Genomic DNA, 15,942 nt, shown 5'->3' with positions numbered 1-15,942 from the left:
TCAGTCCCTAGATGAGGCCCAGCAGGCCCTGGGGCAGGGGCACGCTGAGGAGGGCGACGAAGACGGCGTAGGTGACCGCGCCGGCGGCGACCGCGACGAGGGCGGAGGGGAGCACGCGGCGGCGCTCCACGAAGACGGCGACCACGAAGAGCAGCAGCACGAAGGCGAGCAGGAAGCCGACCACCTGCACCATGACGAGCGTCACGACGACGAGGCCGAGCACGACCGCGAGCATGCGGTTGCGCTGGCGCTGCGTGCGGCCGAGGATGTCGACGCCGTCGGCGTCGTCGTCGGTCGCGAGCGGCGAGTGGATCGACTGGGTGCTCGTCGTGGGGGCGCCCGGGTCGAGGGGGTCGCCGAGCACGATGCCGCCCTCGGGGCGGGAGGGGGTGTCGAGGATGAGCTCGGCCTGCGTGGGCCGGTCGGACCGGCGACGGAGGCGCCCGACGAGGTCGAGGACCGCGAAGACCGCGACCAGGCCGCCGGCCATCGCGGGCAGGAAGCCCGGTCCGATCTCGCCGCCCTCCACGGTCACGCCGTAGCCGAGGCCGCCGACGAGCGCGGCCAGGCCGACGACCGCGAGGACGGCGCTGGCGGCGAGGCCGCCGCGCTGCGCCGCGGTCACTCGCCGAACACCTTCTCGAGGTCGGCCGTGTTCTCGCCCAGGTAGGTGCGGAACTCGTCGCCGTACTGGGCGTTGGCCTGCAGGTAGTTGCTCTCGACGTACTCGGTGTAGGCGTCGCTGTCGGCGTAGGCCTCGCCGGCGTCGATCCAGAACTGCTCGGCCTCCTCGCTGATGCCGCCCGGGGCGATGAACCCGCGGAACTGCGCGAACGACACGTCGATGTCCTGCTCGGCCGCCGTGGGGATGTCGGCCAGCGCCTCGTACTCGTAGCGTTCCTCGGCGACGGCGCAGAGCGCCTTGAGGTCGCCGGCCTCGAGCTGCGCGATGACCTCGGCCGGGTTGAGCGACGCGACGTCGACCTGTCCGCCCAGCAGGCCGGTGAGGACCTCGCTGCCCGACTCGAACGGCACGCGGTCGAACTCGACGTCCTCCTCCTGCTCGATGAGGGTGAAGACGATCTCGTCCAGCGAGGTCGAGCCCGACACGGCCGCGACGACGCGTTCGTCCGCGGCGGCGTCGACGACGTCGGTGCAGGTGTCGTAGTCGCTGTCGGCGGGCACGACGATGAGCGTGAAGTCGTCGCCGACCTTCATGATCGGCGTGAAGTCCTCGTAGGTGAACTGCACGTCCTGCGTGACCGGCAGCGCGAGCATCGCCGTCTCGGCGGCGAGCAGCAGGTCGTTGCGACCCTCCTGGCCCAGGAAGTACGAGTAGCCGATGGCGCCCGAGCCGCCCTCGCGGTTCTCGACGCTGACGTTGAGGCCCGTGCCGCCTTCGAGGCCGGAGGCGATGGCGCGGCCGGAGAGGTCGCTGCCGCCTCCGGCGCCCATCGGCACGAGCATGGTGACGTTGCCCGTGGGGACGCCGTCGGAGGACCCCGCGCCGGCGGCGGAGCCGCAGGCCGTGAGGCAGAGCAGGGACGCCGCGGCCAGGCCGGCGACGAGGGGGGTGCGTGACTTCATCGTCTTGATCTCCAGTGATCGGTTCCACCCGGGTGCAGACCACCCGCTGCCAGAACTATCGCATATCCTATCGGATCTACGCCAGTCCCTCCCCGACAACGACGGAGGAGCAGGCGCCCGGACGGGTCGCCTGCTCCTCGGTCGGTCGGTCGGCCAGCCAGATCGTCGGCCAGCCCGGTCGCGTCACGTACCGCGCATCGCGTCACGGCGAAACACGACGCGACGCGCAGACCGCGACGCGACCCCCCGCGCGCCGCACCCGGCTCAGCCCACGGGCTCCGCGAACACCACGCGGTTTTGGTCGTAGTGCCCCGACCCGCGGTCGAAGACGCCCCCGCAGGTGATGAGCCGCAGCTGGTCGGTCGGCTGGGCCCCGAAGACCCGCGCGGTCGGGAACTCGGCCTTCGGCACGTCGACGACCTCGGTCACGACGTACGCGACCGTGCCCCCCTCGACGTCGGTCAGCGTGACCTCGTCGCCGACGACGACCTCGTCGAGCCGGGCGAAGACCGCCGGCCCGGTCGCCGAGTCGACGTGCGCCGCGACGACCGTGGGGCCGCGGCCGCCGGGGCGGCCGCCTCCGGTGAACCAGCCGACGTCGTCGGCGTCCGTCGGCACCTCCATCGCCCCGTCGGCGGCGATGCCGAGGTCGATCAGCGGTTCGGAGAGGCCGATCGCGGGCACGTCCACCCGCGCCGGGGCCACCCCGATCGTGAGCGCGGAGCCTCCGACGGCGGCATCGGGTCCCGCCGCCGGAGGAGTCGTCGACGACTCAGGACTCCCCGTCGCGTCCGTCCCCGTGGGGCCGGTCGACGGCTCGGCCGAGACCGTTCCTCCTGAGTTCGCCCCACCGCCACCGGCACCGCCCGCGCCCCCGTCGCCTCCGACCGCGCACGCGGTGAGCAGGCTCGCGCCCGCCACCACCGCGGCGACGACGAGCAGGCGACGGGCGCGCACGGCGATCAGGCCTGGTGCGAGCGGTGACGACGGACGGCGACGAACGCCGCCGCGCCGAGCACGCCGGTCAGGCCGAGGGCGCCGGCGCCGAGCGCGAGGCCCGAGTCCTGGTCGCCCGAGGCGGCCGCGCCGCCGAGGCCGGTGTCGACGCCGCCGACCGGCACCTGGGTCAGCTGGCCGCGGACCACGCCGGCCGCGAACGACGCCGTGTGCGTGTCGCCGGTGAAGCCGGCCGGGTCGGCCTCGATCTGGGCGAGGGTGAAGCCGGTGCCCGTGTCGGCGCCGGCGTCGTTCATGACGCCCGTGGTGAAGGGGCCCTGCAGGCAGCCGCTGCTGGTGCGGGTGCCGTCGCCCTGGTCGACGGGGTTCGGGAACGCGATGCGCGGCGGGCCGGCCTTGCCCGCGGCGGCCTGGTGGATGTGGGTCGCCGTCTTCGCCGGGCTCATGTAGTCGCCCGTCACGCCGCTGAGGGTGATGTCGTAGCAGATCACCTCGGTGTCGCTGTTGATGCGGAAGTCGAAGGTGCCGGTCGCGCCGGTCTCGCCGGGCGTGGCGACGCCGTCGTTGTTGATGACCTGGTCGGGGGTGGCCATCACGGTGAAGGCGCTCGTGAACGTCGAGGGCTCGGGCACGGTGGTCTCGGCGGCGGCGGGGGCGGCGACCACGAGGGTGAGGGCTGCCGCGGCGGCTCCTCCGATGGTCAGGGTGCGGATGGTGCGCTTCGTCGTCATCTGTCTCGGCCTCTCGTCGGTGAGGCGCCGGGGCGGCGCTTCTGCAAGGAGGTACGCCGCCGGTCGGGCCGGCGTTCATCGACCGTCCGAGAAAGTTCGGAGCGGGCCCTGCCGGCGACCGACGGGGAGATCTGAACGGACGGAGGCGCGGGGACGTATCCCCCGCAGGGTCGCCGCCGCGGTGCCCCCGTAGGATGGAGGAAGCCTCATGACGCTCGTGCTCACACGACCCGAGGCGACCCGACCCGCACCCGAGTGGAGCCTGATGACGACGCCCGCGCCCGGCTTCGACGTGCGCTCGGCGTTCACGGAGCACGGCTCGGCGTTGCTCGGCTTCGCGGTCAACGCGCTCCGCGACCGCGGCCTCGCCGAGGACTGCGTCCAGGAGACGTTCCTCCGCGCGTGGCGGTCGCGCGCCTCCTTCGATCCGGCCCGCGGCAGCGAGCGCACCTGGTTGTTCACGATCCAGCGACACGTCGTGCTCGACGCCGTGCGCGCCCGTGACCGGCGTCCGCGACCGGTCGACCACGACGACCTGCCCGAGCCCGTCGCCCGGGGCGCGACCGACCCGCTCGGCCGCCTCGGCATGACCGAGGCCCTGGCCCGGCTCAGCCCCGAGCACCGTGAGGCCGTCGTCGCCGTGCACGTCACCGGCCTCAGCTACCAGGAGTGGTCGGAGGTCTCGGGCGTGCCCGTCGCCACGCTCCGCACCCGGGTGTTCTACGCGCTCCGCGCGCTCCGCAGCCACCTCGACGAGGGGACCCCGACCGATGCCTGACCAGCCCGCCCTCCCCGACCTGCCCGCCGCGGCCGGAGCCGACGACCGCCGCGCCGAGCTGATCGCCGCGGCCCTCGCCGACGACCTCTCACCCGCCGAGGCCGACGAGTTCGCCCGCCTGCGCGCCTCCGACCCGTCCGTCGACGTCGAGCTCGCCGAGCTGGGCGGCCTGCCCGGCGCCCTGGCCGACCTCGGCGGCTGGGACGACGCCCGCCCGGGCGACCTGCTCGTCCGCCGCGTCGCGGCGATCGCCGACGGGGCCGGGACCGACGCCGACGCGGCCGCCCACCGCGCGCCCGACACCGGACCCGGGGAGGCGCCCTCCTCCTCCCCCGCCCCGCCCCGCGCCCTGCACCCGCGTCGTGCCCTCGTCACCGCGCTCGGCGCCGCCGCGTGCCTGCTCGTGGGCGCCGCCGTGGGAGCCCTCGTCGTGCAGCCCCGCGATGCCGTGGTCCAGGGCCCGCCCGGCACGCTGGGAGCCGTCGAGGGCATCGACTTCGCCGGGGCGCCGGACGGCGTCCGCGTCGACGGCGACCTCGTCGCGCACACCTGGGGCACCGAGACGCTGCTCACCGTCGAGGGGCTGCCGGCCGGCACGCCGTTCTCGGTCGTGGTCGTCGACGACGCGGGCCGCGAGTACGAGTCGGGCGCGTTCCTCGGCTCGGAGGTCGAGATCGACTGCGCGCTGAACGCCGCGGTGTCGCGCGACCACGTGGCCGCCGTCGAGATCCGCGGGGCCGACGGCGACGTCGCCGTCGCCGAGGTGCCCGCCGTCGGCGCCTGACCCGCCCGCGAGTCCCCGCGGCGGACGCGCGCACCCGCCCCCGGTATCGTCGTCTCGGGTCCCGCGCGGGAGCCGCCGCGCCGGACGCCTCCGGCCCGCAGGGAGGTCGCCCGTGGGCATCCAGACATCGCTCGACGCCGTGCACCAGGCGGCGGGGCTCGTCGAGTCGATGCGGCTCGCCGACGACCTCGCGTTCGAGGCCGCGCGCACCGGCGGCACCCGCACGATCCGCCTCCTCACGGGAGCCCTCGGCAGCACCGACCAGCTCGTCGCCATCGCCGCCACGCACGCCCTCGCCCAGGTGCACGACGAGCAGGCCGACGTGGCCCTGTCGGGCGTCCTGTCGAGCGACCGCGCCTTCCTCCGCGAGCACGCCGCCTGGGCGCTGAGCTCGCGCCTGCCCCGCCCCGAGACCGTCGGCCGCCTGCTGGCCCTCGTCGTCGAGGGCGGCTTCGCCGGCATGCTCGCGCAGCGCACCCTCGAGCAGTGGTCCGACTCGTCGCCCGGGCTGGTCGCCGTCGCGGTCGAGGGCGGCCTCATCGGCATCCGCGACCCGGAGGCGCGCTACCGGCTGGTCGAGACGCTCGGCCTGGTGCGCGACCGCATCGCCACCCGTCCGCTGCTGGTCGTCGCCGCCGACGAGGCCGAGACGGAGCACGTCCGCGTGGCCGCGGTCTCCGCGCTCGGCCAGCGCCGCGGCGCCCCCGGAGTCGCCCTCGCCCTCGAGGCGTGGGCCGAGGGCGAGGGCTACCTCGCCGACGTCGCGCGGCTCGCGCTCGTCGACCTCTCGGCGACGCCCGTGTCGGCCGCGCCGGTCTCCCCCACCACCCGCGACGCCGACGACGACCGCGGGCTCACCGTGGCGCAGCTCTTCCTGCACGCCGACATCGACGCCGAGCTGACGGCGGCCGGCAGCGGCGACAACGGCGGCATCGCCACGCTGCTCGTGCGCCTCGGCGACGCGCTCGTCGCCGACGCCGACCCTGCGACCCGCGCCGCGGTCCGGCGCGTCGTCACGCTCTCCCGTGGCTCTGCCGCCGGCGCCCTCGACAGCGTCGCCGCCCTCGCCGCCGACGAGCACGGCCACGTCTTCGGGCGCGTGCCGCTGCTGAGCGAGCCCGTCCCCTCCGCTGCCGCCTGGCCCCTCCGCGTCGCCGCCCGGCGGGGCATCCGCCGGGTGCTCCGCGCCACCGGCGGGGTCGACGTGCTGCACCTGCGCATGGCCGACGTCGGCAGCCTCGCCGCCGCCGACGTGGCCCGCGAGCTCGACGTGCCCGTCGTCTTCACGGTCGCGCCCGACCCGCACGCCGTCATCCAGTCGATGGACCTGGCCGGCGGGCTGACCCGCGAGAACTTCGGCGAGGTCGACGAGCGCGAGCACTTCTGGTTCCGCGCCCGCCTCGTGCAGCAGCTCGCCTCGAACGCCTCGCACACGGTGCTGTTCCCCCGGCCCGAGCTCGCGACCGACCTGCGCGACCTCGTGGGCATCGACATCACGGCGCACCCCGAGCGCCACAGCGTCGTGCCCGAGGGCATCGACCTGCAGGTCGTCGACCGCGCGGTCTCCGAGGCCGCCGCCCACGCCGCGGGCCAGCCCGCGACCCCGCCCCTCGCCGAGCTGCGCGAGCTGCTCGAGGGCCTCCCCGCCGAGCGCCGCGACCTGCCGCTCGTCGTCAGCGTCGGACGGTTCCACCGGGTGAAGGGCATGGCGACGATCGCCGACGCCTGGGCCCGCGGCCCCCTGCGCGACCAGGCCAACCTGCTGCTGATCGGCGGCGCCCTCGACGACCCGTCGCCCGACGAGCGGGAGCAGCTCGACCTCATCGACGCGCTGGTACCTCGTGACCGGCGCCGCGCCTCCGGCCTGCTGCTGCCCGGCCACCGCCCGAACGACACCGTCGCCCGCTGGGTGGCCGCCGCCCGCTTCGGCGTGCCCGGGCTCGCCGCGCCGCGCGGCGTCTACGTCTGCGGCAGCCTCAAGGAGGAGTTCGGCATCGCCCTGCTCGAGGCGATGGGCACCGGGTTGTTCGTCGTGGCGCCCGACGGCGGCGGCCCCTCGACCTACGTCGAGCGCGGCGTCACCGGCGTGCTGACCCGCACGTGGGACGTCGAGCAGCTCGCCGACGCCGTCGCCCGGGCGCTCGAGCTGTCGACGACCGAGCCCGACGACGCCCGCGCCGCCCGCTCGCGCGCCACGGTCGAGCGCAGCTTCACGATCCAGGCCATGGCCGCGGCGCTGTCGACGGTCTACGTCGGCGTGCACCGCGACGAGGTCGCCTCGCTCGACGGGGCGTGGCTGCGATGACCCTCCTCGTCATCTCGCCCGACTACGCGTCGCACCTGCTGCCGCTCGCGACCCTCGCCACCGCCTGGCGCGACCGCGGCGAGCGCGTCGTCGTCGCCACCGGCGAGGCCACCGCGTCGATCGTCGAGCAGTTCGGCTTCGAGCGCGTGCACCTGCAGCTCGCCCGCGGCTCGAACCCCGGCGTCATCCGCGCCGAGGAGCAGCCCGAGGGCGAGGACGACTCGCTCCGCGGCTTCTTCGACGCCACGCGCGCCGGGCCCGTCGAGACCCTGGCCTACCAGGCACGCGAGCGCCTCACCGACCTCATGTGGCAGCCCGTCGAGACGGCGCGCGCGGTGCAGGCGGTCGTCGCCGAGGTCGCGCCCGACGCGATCGTCGTCGACCACCTCGCGTTCAGCGCGCGGCTCGCGCTCGTCGCCGGGGGCGTCGCGCACGCCGACGTCGTCCTCGGCCACCCCTCGGCGCTGCCGGTCGGCGACGAGGTCTACGGGTTCCCGCCGACCTGGCCCGCCGGCTGGCAGGAGGCGCTCGACCCGGCCGCGCTGGCGTCGCTGCGCGACCTCTGCGAGCGCGTCGACGCCTCCTTCACCGCCGAGTGGAACGCGGCCCTCGCCGTCCTCGACCCGTCGGCCCGTGCCTCCCGCTCGGCCTTTGCGGAGCACGGCGACCTGCTGCTCTACAACTACCCCGCCGAGCTCGCCGACCCGGCCCGCACCCCACTGCTGCCGCCGCACGCGCACCTCGGCTCGGCGGTGCGCCACGAGCTGCCCGACCCCGAGGTCGAGGCCTGGCTCGCGGTCGACCAGCCGTACGTCTACGTCAGCTTCGGGAGCTTCCTCTCGGTGCGGGGGGACGTGCTGGCCCGCGTCGCCGCCGCCCTCGCCCGGCTCGGCGTGCGGGCCGCGATCGCGACCGGCTCGGCCGACCCGGCGGAGCTCGCCTCCCTCGGCGAGCTGCCGCCGTCGTGGCTCGTCCGCGAGTTCCTGCCGCAGGTGCGCCTGCTGAGCCACGCGGCGGCGGCGGTCACCCACGGCGGCAACAACAGCGTCACCGAGGCGATGACCGAGGGCGTCCCGCTCGTCGTGCTGCCGTTCTCCACCGACCAGTTCGCCGGGGCCGAGGCGCTCGAGCGGGTCGGCGCGGGCGTCGTGCTGCCGCCGGTCACCGCGACGGTCGACGACGTCGCGGACGCGCTCGCCCGGGTGCTCGACCTGCCCGCCGGCGCGCGGGAGGCGCTGGTCGCGCTGTCGACGTCGCTCCGGCAGCAGCCGGGTCGGCTCCGCGCCCTGGCGGCCGTCGACGCCGCGCTGCCGCCCCGGGCGTAGCGCCGGCCGCGCTGAGCGCGCCGGCCCGCAGCCGCTACGGCGCGGGCACCCCGAGGAGGTCGCGCATCGCGGCGGGTCCGGCCGCGGCGGCGTCGCGGTACTGCTGCATCAGGGCGGCGTTGGCGTCGTACTGGGGGCCCTCCCGCACCTCCGCCTGGTGGTGCAGGGCGAAGACGAGCCCGTCGTGGCGCACCGGCGGCTCACCGAGCAGGGTCGTGTGCGCGAGGTACCAGGCGGCGTCCTCGAAGCCCCAGCCGCGGAAGCGCTCGTCCTGCCCGCCGTGGCTGCGCCAGGTCGCGGGGGTGGTGACGTAGACGCCCGAGCAGGCGCCGCGGACGAGCTCGTGGTCGCAGTCCTCGAGGGCGACGCCGTCGGCGAACTGGGCGCTGCCGGCCTCGCCGAGCCAGTGGTACGCCGTGTACGGCAGGTGCACGCGGCCGGAGGTGCGCGCCGCCGCGACCGCCTCGCGGAGCGGGCCGACCTGCGGGAGGGTGTCGGCGTCGGCGACCACGACGACCTCGTCGTCGGGCCGGGCCGCGAGGCCGACGTTGCGGCAGCGGGCGAGCGCGAAGGGCACGTCGTCGGTGTCGACCGGGACGATCTCGGCCTCGGGCAGGTTCGCCCGCCACCAGGCCACGACGGTCTCGAAGACGGGCACGCGGCTCGGCTGCGGCCGCCACGGGATCACGACGGTCACCATGCGGGCAGCCTAACCGGCGGAGGCGCGGTGCCCGACCGCGGGGCGGGCCGGGAAAGAGAGGGGCCCCGGCTCATGGGAAACGAGTCGGGGCCGGGGGATCAACCGGGGGGAGCTGATCCCGATCAGATCGGGGGAACCTGATGACCGAGACGGTACTCCCCGAGCCCCGTCGTGTCACCCCTGCCGCTCGACGTCGAGCGATCGCGGGCGGCGGGGTGCCTGCGGGTCTCACGGGTCTCGGCCGGGGCGGGCGCCCGGCGGGGCCGTCAGCGCGTCGCCAGGTCCCGGCCTAAGCAGACCGACTCCGCTCCCCCGACGTACGAGCCGAAGAGCGGGATCGACTCGTAGCCCTCCCGGGCGGAGAAGCGCATCGCGTCGGGCTGGCCGGTGCCGGTCTCGAGCACGAGCCGGCGCGCGCCCCGCTCGGACGCGGCCGCCTCGAGCGCCCGGAGCACGGCGGTGGCCACCCCCGTGCCTCGTGCAGAGGGCTCGACGTACATCCTCTTGATCTCGACGACGTCCGGGCCGAGCACCTCGTGCGCGAGGGGCCCACGCCCGGACCCGCGAGCGGTCCGACGACCTCGAGCGACGAGCGCCCGACGCCGCGTCGGCCGTCCGGGCGATCGTCCTGGAGGCCCTGCCGATCTCGCCGGAGACGCTCGCGGAGGCGCGGGTCTGGACGGGTTTCCTCGCGGCGTCGTTGAGCGACCCCGTGCTGGCCGAGCGCCAGGCGACCGACAGCAGCGCGTTCGCGGGCCGGTTGGGGCGCCTCCTGCAGGCCGTCTCCGACAGCTCGGACGACGACGCACGGGCACGGGCGTCCGCCCTGGCCGCGATGGTCGAGGGCGTGTCGTCGCTCGCGGCGGGCGATCCCGAGGGCTGGCCGGCCGACCGACAGCGCGCCGCCGTCTCGGTCGTGCTCGACGCGGCCCTCGGCGGGCCTCAGGGCCGGTAGCCCCGACCCCAGGCAGACCCACGCGCGTCCCGGTCGACGTGCACGGACCTCCCCGCACGCGGAGGTGCCCGCCAGGTCGGACCTGACGGGCACCTCGGATGACGCTGCCGACCGGGGTCAGTCGCGCTGCTGGCGCCTCCTGATCGTCATGACGCCGCCGACGACCATCAGCACCAGGGCGAAGGCCAGGATCGGCGCGCTGTCGGTGCCGGTGTAGGCGAGGGCACCGTTGCCGGCGAAGCCGCCGCCGTTGCCGTTGCCAGCGCCGCCGCCGAAGCCGCCGCCGTTGCCGCCGGCCCCGCCGTTGCCGCCGTTGCCGCCGGGCGTGGTTCCGTCGCCGGGGTCGGCCCCGAGGCCGCCGCCGTCGACGAGGCTGCCGACCGTGAAGGTGACGGGCGCCGAGGGCTCGGAGGTGCCGAGCGGGCCGGACTCCGTCGCGACGATCGTGACCTCGCCGGTGGGCAGGGGCAGGACGGGCGAGCAGCTCCACGTGCCGTCGGTGACGACGAGCGCGGTGCAGACCACGCCGGTGCCGATCGTGACGGTCACGGTCGAGCCGGGCGTGCCGGTGCCGGTGATGACGGGCGTCGGAGTGTCGACCACCTCGCCGTCCTCGGGCGAGGTGATGACCGGCGGAGGCGTGACGCCGACCCCGACGTACGTGTACGTCAGCGGGGCGCTCGTGCCCGAGCCGTTCGTGACGGTCACCGGCACGGCTCCGGCCACGTGCGCCGGGGTCGTGAAGGTGATCGTCGTGCCGTCGGTCGAGACCGCGGTCGGCGTGATGGGCGCCGAGCCGTCGACCGAGACCGTCGAGCCGGGCGTGAAGCCGGTGCCCGTGATCGTCACGAGCGTGCCGCCGCCCACGGGACCCTGGTCGGGGTCGAGGGACGTCAGTGTCGGCGCGCCCGCCGGAGCGGCCACGTAGGTGAACGTCAGCGGGGCACTCGTGCCCGCGTCGTTCGTGACCGTGACCGGCACGCCCCCGGCGACGTGCGCCGGAGTCGAGAACACGATCGTCGTGCCGTCCGTCGAGATCGACGTCGGGGTGATCGGGTCGGACCCGTCCACCGAGACCGTCGAGCCAGGCGTGAAGTCGGTGCCCGTGATCGTGACGAGCGTGCCGCCTCCCACCGGGCCCTGGTCGGGGTCGAGGCTGAGGAGCGTCGGCACGTCGCCGTCGCCGTCGCCGCCGCCGTCGACCGGGACGTACGTGAACGTCAACGGACCACTCGTGCCCGCCGGGCTCGTCACCGTCACGTCGACCGGACCCACCGCGTGCGCCGGGGTCGTGAACGTCAGCGACGTGCCGTCGTCCGAGACGACGGTCGGCGCGATCGGGTCGGACCCGTCGACCGACACCGTCGAGTCGTCCGTGAAGTCCGTGCCCGTGATCGTCACGGCGGTGCCGCCCGTGACCGGACCCTGGTCAGGATCCAGCGACACCAGCGTCGGCACGTCGCCGTCGCCGCCGCCGTCGACCGGGACGTACGTGAACGTCAACGGACCACTCGTGCCCGCCGGGCTCGTCACCGTCACGTCGACCGGACCCACCGCGTGAGCCGGAGTCGTGAACGTCAGCGACGTGCCGTCGTCCGAGACGACGGTCGGCGCGATCGGGTCGGACCCGTCGACCGACACCGTCGAGTCGTCCGTGAAGTCCGTGCCCGTGATCGTCACCGGGGTGCCGCCCGTGACCGGACCCTGGTCAGGATCCAGCGACACCAGCGTCGGGACCGCGAGCGGACCGGCGTTGGGGCCGACGGCGGCCGAGGCCAGCTCGACGACCGCGAGGGGCGTCGCCGCCCCGCCGAGCAGGCTCACGCGGAGCGCGCCCTGCGTGAAGACGCCGTCGGCGGTGGTCGACTGCGTGTTCGCCTCGATCGCGACGACGCCGTCGAGCGCGACCACGAGCGGCGTCACGACCGTGGCGCCGAGGTCGGCCAGCACGTCGCTGATCGGCGCGACGACCTGGTCGATGACCGGCGAGACGACGCCGAGCACCGTGCCGACCGGCACGGGGACGCCCGCGACGGTGACGTCGAGGTCGGTGAGCGACGCGGTGAGCTGGTCGGCCACGCCCTGCAGCGCCGAGCTCAGGGCCGGCAGCAGCTGCGCGGTCAGCGCGTCGGTGACGTAGGGCAGCAGGTCGGTGCCGGGCGCCAGGTCGTTCAGGTCGAGGCCCTGGGCCGCCAGCACGGCGGCCACGTCGACCGTGATCGCCCCGGTCTGGAGGTCGGCGGTGATCGAGCCGTCGGCGGTGGTCACGGCGGTCGCCGAGTCGAGGGCGTCGACGAGGGTGGGGATGCCGTCGACGGTGACGAGCGGCCCGAGGGCGCCGAGCAGGTCGTCGACGCCGTCGACGGTCGGCTGCAGGGCCGCGAGCGCGGCCCGGAGGTCGGCGGTCGTGGCGCTGAGCGCGGGGCTGTCGAGCGTCAGCGCCAGGCTCGCGATGCCGTAGTCGCCGGTCTGCGCGCCGTCGGGGCCGGCCGCCTGGGCGGCGGTGGCCGACACGCTGCCGACGTCGAGCGTCAGGTTCGCGAGCGACCCGGCCACGTCGTCGCCGACGAGTCCGGACAGGTCGAAGGCGGCGTCCGCCTGCGGGACCCCGGCCGCGCCTCCCACGCCGACGGCCCCGGCGTTCGTGACGGCGCCCGACGCTGCCGTCGAGCTGCCGTCCGGGCTCGCCTGCGCGAACTGGTTGACCGCGCCGAGCGTCAGGAGGCCGTTCGGCCCCAGCAGCTCGATGCCCGAGCCGAGGTCGACCTCGACGGCGTTCAGCACCGTGGCGTCGAGGGGTGTGACGTCGGTGACGGGGTCGCCGCCGGTGTTGACGGCGCGGGCGGTCTCGAGCGCGACGAGGTCGTCGAGGTCGAGGCCGAGGGCGGACCCGCCGAGGAACCGCCCCTCGCCGGTCGAGGCCGGCGGGGCGGCCAGGGCGGGCGACGCCGCGAGGACGCTCCCGCCGAGGCCGAGGAGGGCCGCCGTGACGACGGCCACCCCCCTCGTGGTGAGTGGGCGGCGCCGGAAGGCGGTGGTGACCCGCCCGTCGTCGGCGCGCGCAGATGCATCAAGTCTCATGGACTCGCTCCTGATCCTCATGGCAGCCGGTCAGGTCTGCGGTGAGGGCTGGTGAGGCCGTCCGACGCAGACGTGCTGCACGGCCGACGGTACCCCCAGTCGGCCGTTCTGCCACCCCCACGACGACGAGAAAGACGCTCCGGGTCGACGAAATCATCCCGATCGCCCGCGGGTGCCCCCCGATCGGGTCACACCGGGCGGCAGCCCGGGACGAAGTAGCCTCGGCCCATGCCCTCCCCGTCGCCCCGCGCCACGATCATCGACGTCGCGGAGCTCGCCGGGGTGTCGCGCCAGACGGTGACCCGTGCCCTGAACGGCCTCGCCGACGTCGCCCCGGCCACCCGAGAGCGCGTCGTCGAGGCGGCGCGCAGCCTCAGCTACCGGCCCAACCGTGCGGCGCAGAGTCTCGTGCAGGGTCGCCGCACGACGGTGGGGCTCGTCATCGACGACCTCGGCAACCCGTACTTCGCCGAGCTGGCGTCGGCGTTGTCGCGCGAGGCGGCCGAGCACGACTGGAGCCTGCTGCTCTGCGACGTCGGCACCGACCCCGCGAAGAGCCGCGCCCAGCTGGCCTCGATGATCGCCGGCGTCGACGCCGTGCTGCTCACGGGCTGCCGCGGCGACACGATGGCCCTGCTGCCCGACGAGGTGCTCGCCGGCGAGGGCCTGCGCATGCCGCTCGTCATGCTCGACGGTCCGGAGCACCCCCGCCTCGACGCCCGGGTCGTGCTCGACCTGGCCCCCGCCATGACGGAGGCGCTCCGTCACCTGGTCGCGTCGGGCCGGCGCCGCGTCGCGTTCGTCGACTCGAGCGAGGGCCCGGGCGACCGCCTCGACCTGTACCGCCGCCTCGTCGCGGAGGCCGGGCTGCCCGGGGCCGACCAGCCCGCCTTCGCCGGGCCCGAGTCGCTCGAGGGGGGCGCCGACGGCGTCCGCCAGGTGCTCGCCGCCTGGCCCGAGGCCGACGCGGTCGTCGTCTACAACGACCTCATGGCCCTCGGCGCCCTCAAGGCCCTCGCCGACGCGGGGCGCTCGGTGCCGGGGGACGTGGCGGTCGTCGGCGTCGACGGGCTGGCGCTCGGCCGCGCGGTCACGCCCGAACTCACGACGCTCTCGATCGACAAGGCCCGGCTGGCGCGCGAGGCCGTCGCCCTGCTCGACGCGGCCCTGAGCGACCCGGGCCGCGACGGAGGACCCGCCCCGAGGAGGCTCGTCAGCGTGCCCCTGACGCTCACCCTCCGCGCCTCGGCCTGACCCCTGTCGACATGGCGCCTCATGCTGCTAGCGTGACCCCGTGAACGTTCACGGCACTCCTCGACCCGACGCTTCGGGCCCCCTCTCGACCTATCGCGGCGTCGCCTCCTGGCGCAACGCCGTGATGGTGCTCTTCGCGCTCGGCGGCATCGCGCTGTCGACGTGGGGCCCGCGGCTGCCGAGCATCCGCGACTCCCTCGGCATCGGCGACGGCCTCATCGGCATCGCCCTGGCCGGGGTCACCGTCGGCTCCATCACGGGGCTGACGCTCTCGGCGCACGTGCTGGCGCGGTTCGGCCCGAGGCGGGCGATCGGCGCGGCGGCGGTGACCATCGGCGTCGGCATCGCCCTCGTCGGGGTCGGGGCGGGGCTCGCGGCCTCCGTGCCCGCGACGGTGGCCGGGTTCGTCGTGGTGGGCCTCGCCGTCGGCAGCTTCGACGTGATGATCAACCTGCAGGGCGCCGCCGTCGAGAAGGCCGCGGGTCGCACGCTCATGCCGCTCCTCCACGCCGCGTGGTCGGCCGGCGCCGTCGTCGGCTCGGGCATCGGCGCGGGCGCGGCCGCGCTCGGCGTCGCCTTCCCGTGGCAGTTCCTCGCCGAGGCGGCGCTGATCGCCGTGGTGGGGCTCGGGGCGACGCGGTACCTGCAGCTGCCGGTCGCGGAGGCCGTCGCCGCCGACGAGGTCGCGGACGGGGCGGGGTGGTGGGTGCGCCTGGAGAGGTCGGGGCGCCGGCTGCTCGACCCGCGCCTCCTGCTCATCGGGGTGGTCATGCTCGGCGCCGAGCTCGGCGAGGGCACGGCGAACAGCTGGCTGCCGCTGTCGGCCAGCGACGGCCACGGCCGGACCGAGACCGTCGCGGCGCTGTTCTTCACCGTGTTCGCGATCTCGGAGACCGTGGCGCGGGTGCTGGGCGGACCGGTCGTCGACCGCATCGGGCGCGTGCAGACCATCCGCCTGACGACGGGCATCGGGGTGGTGGGGCTGGCGTTCTACATCCTGGGCGGGCCCGTGTGGCTCGTGCTCGTCGGCGTCGTGCTCTGGGCCGTCGGCGTGTCGATGGGCTTCCCGCTCGGCATGTCGGCGGCGGCCGAGAGCGGGCCGAACGCGGCCGCGCGGGTCAGCGCCGTCGCCTCGATCGGCTACCTCGCGAACCTGGCGGGGCCGCCCGTGATCGGCGGGCTGTCGGAGGCCGTCGGGCTGCTCGACTCGTTCTGGCTCGTCGCGGCCCTGCTCGGCGTGGCCTTCGTCGTCGCGGGCGCGATGGGCGGACGCGGCCCGGCGCGCGGCAGGGCCGGGGCCGAGGCCGAGGTGCGGAGCGGCGCGGCGGCCGGCGACTCCGGGGCCTGACGGCCGCGGGCGGCGTCCGCCCCCGTCGGACTCGCGCACCCTCGGAACCCGCAGACACCCCTCGGCGCGCGCGAGGGTGCGTGCGGGTCCCGAGGGTCCGGACGCGCCCAGGACCGCCGGCCCGGCGGACCCGGCAG

At 75.7% G+C, this 15,942-nt stretch carries 14 protein-coding genes; 7 read left to right on the top strand and 7 right to left on the bottom strand.

Annotated features, from left to right (window positions below):
* Positions 1-7 precede the first annotated feature (7 nt).
* From EDF38_RS02165 to EDF38_RS02150, 4 genes are all read right to left on the bottom strand, one after another.
* Entirely contained in the window at positions 8-625 is a 618-nt protein-coding gene (locus tag EDF38_RS02165; protein WP_123353746.1) for a tripartite tricarboxylate transporter TctB family protein, read from the bottom strand.
* Positions 622-1,587: a tripartite tricarboxylate transporter substrate binding protein gene (locus EDF38_RS02160; protein WP_123353745.1), complete on the bottom strand. Its 966-nt coding sequence runs from the start codon at positions 1,585-1,587 to the stop codon at positions 622-624. The genes EDF38_RS02165 and EDF38_RS02160 overlap by 4 nt, the downstream gene beginning before the upstream one ends.
* Before the next feature lie 264 nt (positions 1,588-1,851).
* Positions 1,852-2,544 carry a class F sortase gene (locus EDF38_RS02155; protein ID WP_233572139.1) on the bottom strand — a complete coding sequence of 231 codons (693 nt, stop codon included), beginning with the start codon at positions 2,542-2,544 and terminating at the stop codon, positions 1,852-1,854.
* A 5-nt stretch (positions 2,545-2,549) separates the two neighbouring features.
* Positions 2,550-3,275, bottom strand: a complete 726-nt coding sequence (locus EDF38_RS02150) for a CHRD domain-containing protein (protein WP_123353744.1) — start codon at positions 3,273-3,275, stop codon at positions 2,550-2,552.
* Between the two features lie 208 nt (positions 3,276-3,483).
* Between EDF38_RS02150 and EDF38_RS02145 the strand changes: the two genes are divergently transcribed.
* The 4 genes from EDF38_RS02145 (at position 3,484) to EDF38_RS02135 (ending at position 8,467) form a co-directional block, all read left to right on the top strand.
* Positions 3,484-4,053 carry a sigma-70 family RNA polymerase sigma factor gene (locus tag EDF38_RS02145; protein ID WP_123353743.1) on the top strand — a complete coding sequence of 190 codons (570 nt, stop codon included), beginning with the start codon at positions 3,484-3,486 and terminating at the stop codon, positions 4,051-4,053.
* Positions 4,046-4,837, top strand: coding sequence for a hypothetical protein (locus tag EDF38_RS15795; protein WP_158613302.1), 792 nt, complete (start codon positions 4,046-4,048; stop codon positions 4,835-4,837). Before EDF38_RS02145 ends, EDF38_RS15795 begins: the two co-directional genes overlap by 8 nt.
* Positions 4,838-4,949: 112 nt before the next feature.
* A complete protein-coding gene (locus EDF38_RS02140) occupies positions 4,950-7,142 on the top strand; it encodes a glycosyltransferase (protein WP_123353742.1) in 2,193 nt (730 codons plus the stop codon).
* Positions 7,139-8,467 (top strand): glycosyltransferase, encoded by a 1,329-nt coding sequence (locus EDF38_RS02135; RefSeq protein ID WP_123353741.1) that lies wholly within the window; start codon positions 7,139-7,141, stop codon positions 8,465-8,467. The genes EDF38_RS02140 and EDF38_RS02135 overlap by 4 nt, the downstream gene beginning before the upstream one ends.
* Before the next feature lie 34 nt (positions 8,468-8,501).
* Here EDF38_RS02135 and EDF38_RS02130 read toward each other — a convergent pair whose 3' ends face one another.
* Entirely contained in the window at positions 8,502-9,167 is a 666-nt protein-coding gene (locus EDF38_RS02130; protein WP_123353740.1) for a hypothetical protein, read from the bottom strand.
* A gap of 266 nt (positions 9,168-9,433) precedes the next feature.
* Positions 9,434-9,700 (bottom strand): GNAT family N-acetyltransferase, encoded by a 267-nt coding sequence (locus EDF38_RS02125; protein WP_255409837.1) that lies wholly within the window; start codon positions 9,698-9,700, stop codon positions 9,434-9,436.
* A gap of 89 nt (positions 9,701-9,789) precedes the next feature.
* Between EDF38_RS02125 and EDF38_RS02120 the strand changes: the two genes are divergently transcribed.
* Entirely contained in the window at positions 9,790-10,122 is a 333-nt protein-coding gene (locus tag EDF38_RS02120; RefSeq protein WP_123353739.1) for a TetR family transcriptional regulator C-terminal domain-containing protein, read from the top strand.
* A 117-nt stretch (positions 10,123-10,239) separates the two neighbouring features.
* On the opposite strand, the gene EDF38_RS02115 is transcribed toward EDF38_RS02120, so the two are convergent.
* Positions 10,240-13,122, bottom strand: a complete 2,883-nt coding sequence (locus tag EDF38_RS02115) for a choice-of-anchor G family protein (protein WP_123353738.1) — start codon at positions 13,120-13,122, stop codon at positions 10,240-10,242.
* 309 nt (positions 13,123-13,431) lie between these two features.
* Between EDF38_RS02115 and EDF38_RS02110 the strand changes: the two genes are divergently transcribed.
* Both EDF38_RS02110 and EDF38_RS02105 read left to right on the top strand, forming a co-directional pair.
* On the top strand, positions 13,432-14,457 hold the full coding sequence (locus EDF38_RS02110) for a LacI family DNA-binding transcriptional regulator (RefSeq protein ID WP_123353737.1): 1,026 nt from the start codon (positions 13,432-13,434) through the stop codon (positions 14,455-14,457).
* Positions 14,458-14,497: 40 nt separating this feature from the next.
* On the top strand, positions 14,498-15,805 hold the full coding sequence (locus EDF38_RS02105) for an MFS transporter (protein WP_233572137.1): 1,308 nt from the start codon (positions 14,498-14,500) through the stop codon (positions 15,803-15,805).
* The last annotated feature ends 137 nt before the right edge of the window (positions 15,806-15,942 follow it).

Origin of the sequence: Frigoribacterium sp. PhB160 (assembly GCF_003751785.1) — a bacterium.
GTDB lineage: Bacteria > Actinomycetota > Actinomycetes > Actinomycetales > Microbacteriaceae > Frigoribacterium.
The sequence above is the reverse complement of the archived record's forward strand: the minus strand, read 5'-3'. Positions and strand labels throughout refer to the sequence as shown.

Bases quoted from the DNA above. Each gene is read 5' to 3' on its own strand.
- EDF38_RS02160 (WP_123353745.1), bottom strand. From the start codon at position 1,587: ATGAAGTCACGCACCCCCCTCGTCGCCGGCCTGGCCGCGGCGTCCCTG.
- EDF38_RS02150 (WP_123353744.1), bottom strand. From the start codon at position 3,275: ATGACGACGAAGCGCACCATCCGCACCCTGACCATCGGAGGAGCCGCC.
- EDF38_RS02145 (WP_123353743.1), top strand. From the start codon at position 3,484: ATGACGCTCGTGCTCACACGACCCGAGGCGACCCGACCCGCACCCGAG.
- EDF38_RS15795 (WP_158613302.1), top strand. From the start codon at position 4,046: ATGCCTGACCAGCCCGCCCTCCCCGACCTGCCCGCCGCGGCCGGAGCC.
- EDF38_RS02135 (WP_123353741.1), top strand. From the start codon at position 7,139: ATGACCCTCCTCGTCATCTCGCCCGACTACGCGTCGCACCTGCTGCCG.
- EDF38_RS02130 (WP_123353740.1), bottom strand. From the start codon at position 9,167: ATGGTGACCGTCGTGATCCCGTGGCGGCCGCAGCCGAGCCGCGTGCCC.
- EDF38_RS02110 (WP_123353737.1), top strand. From the start codon at position 13,432: ATGCCCTCCCCGTCGCCCCGCGCCACGATCATCGACGTCGCGGAGCTC.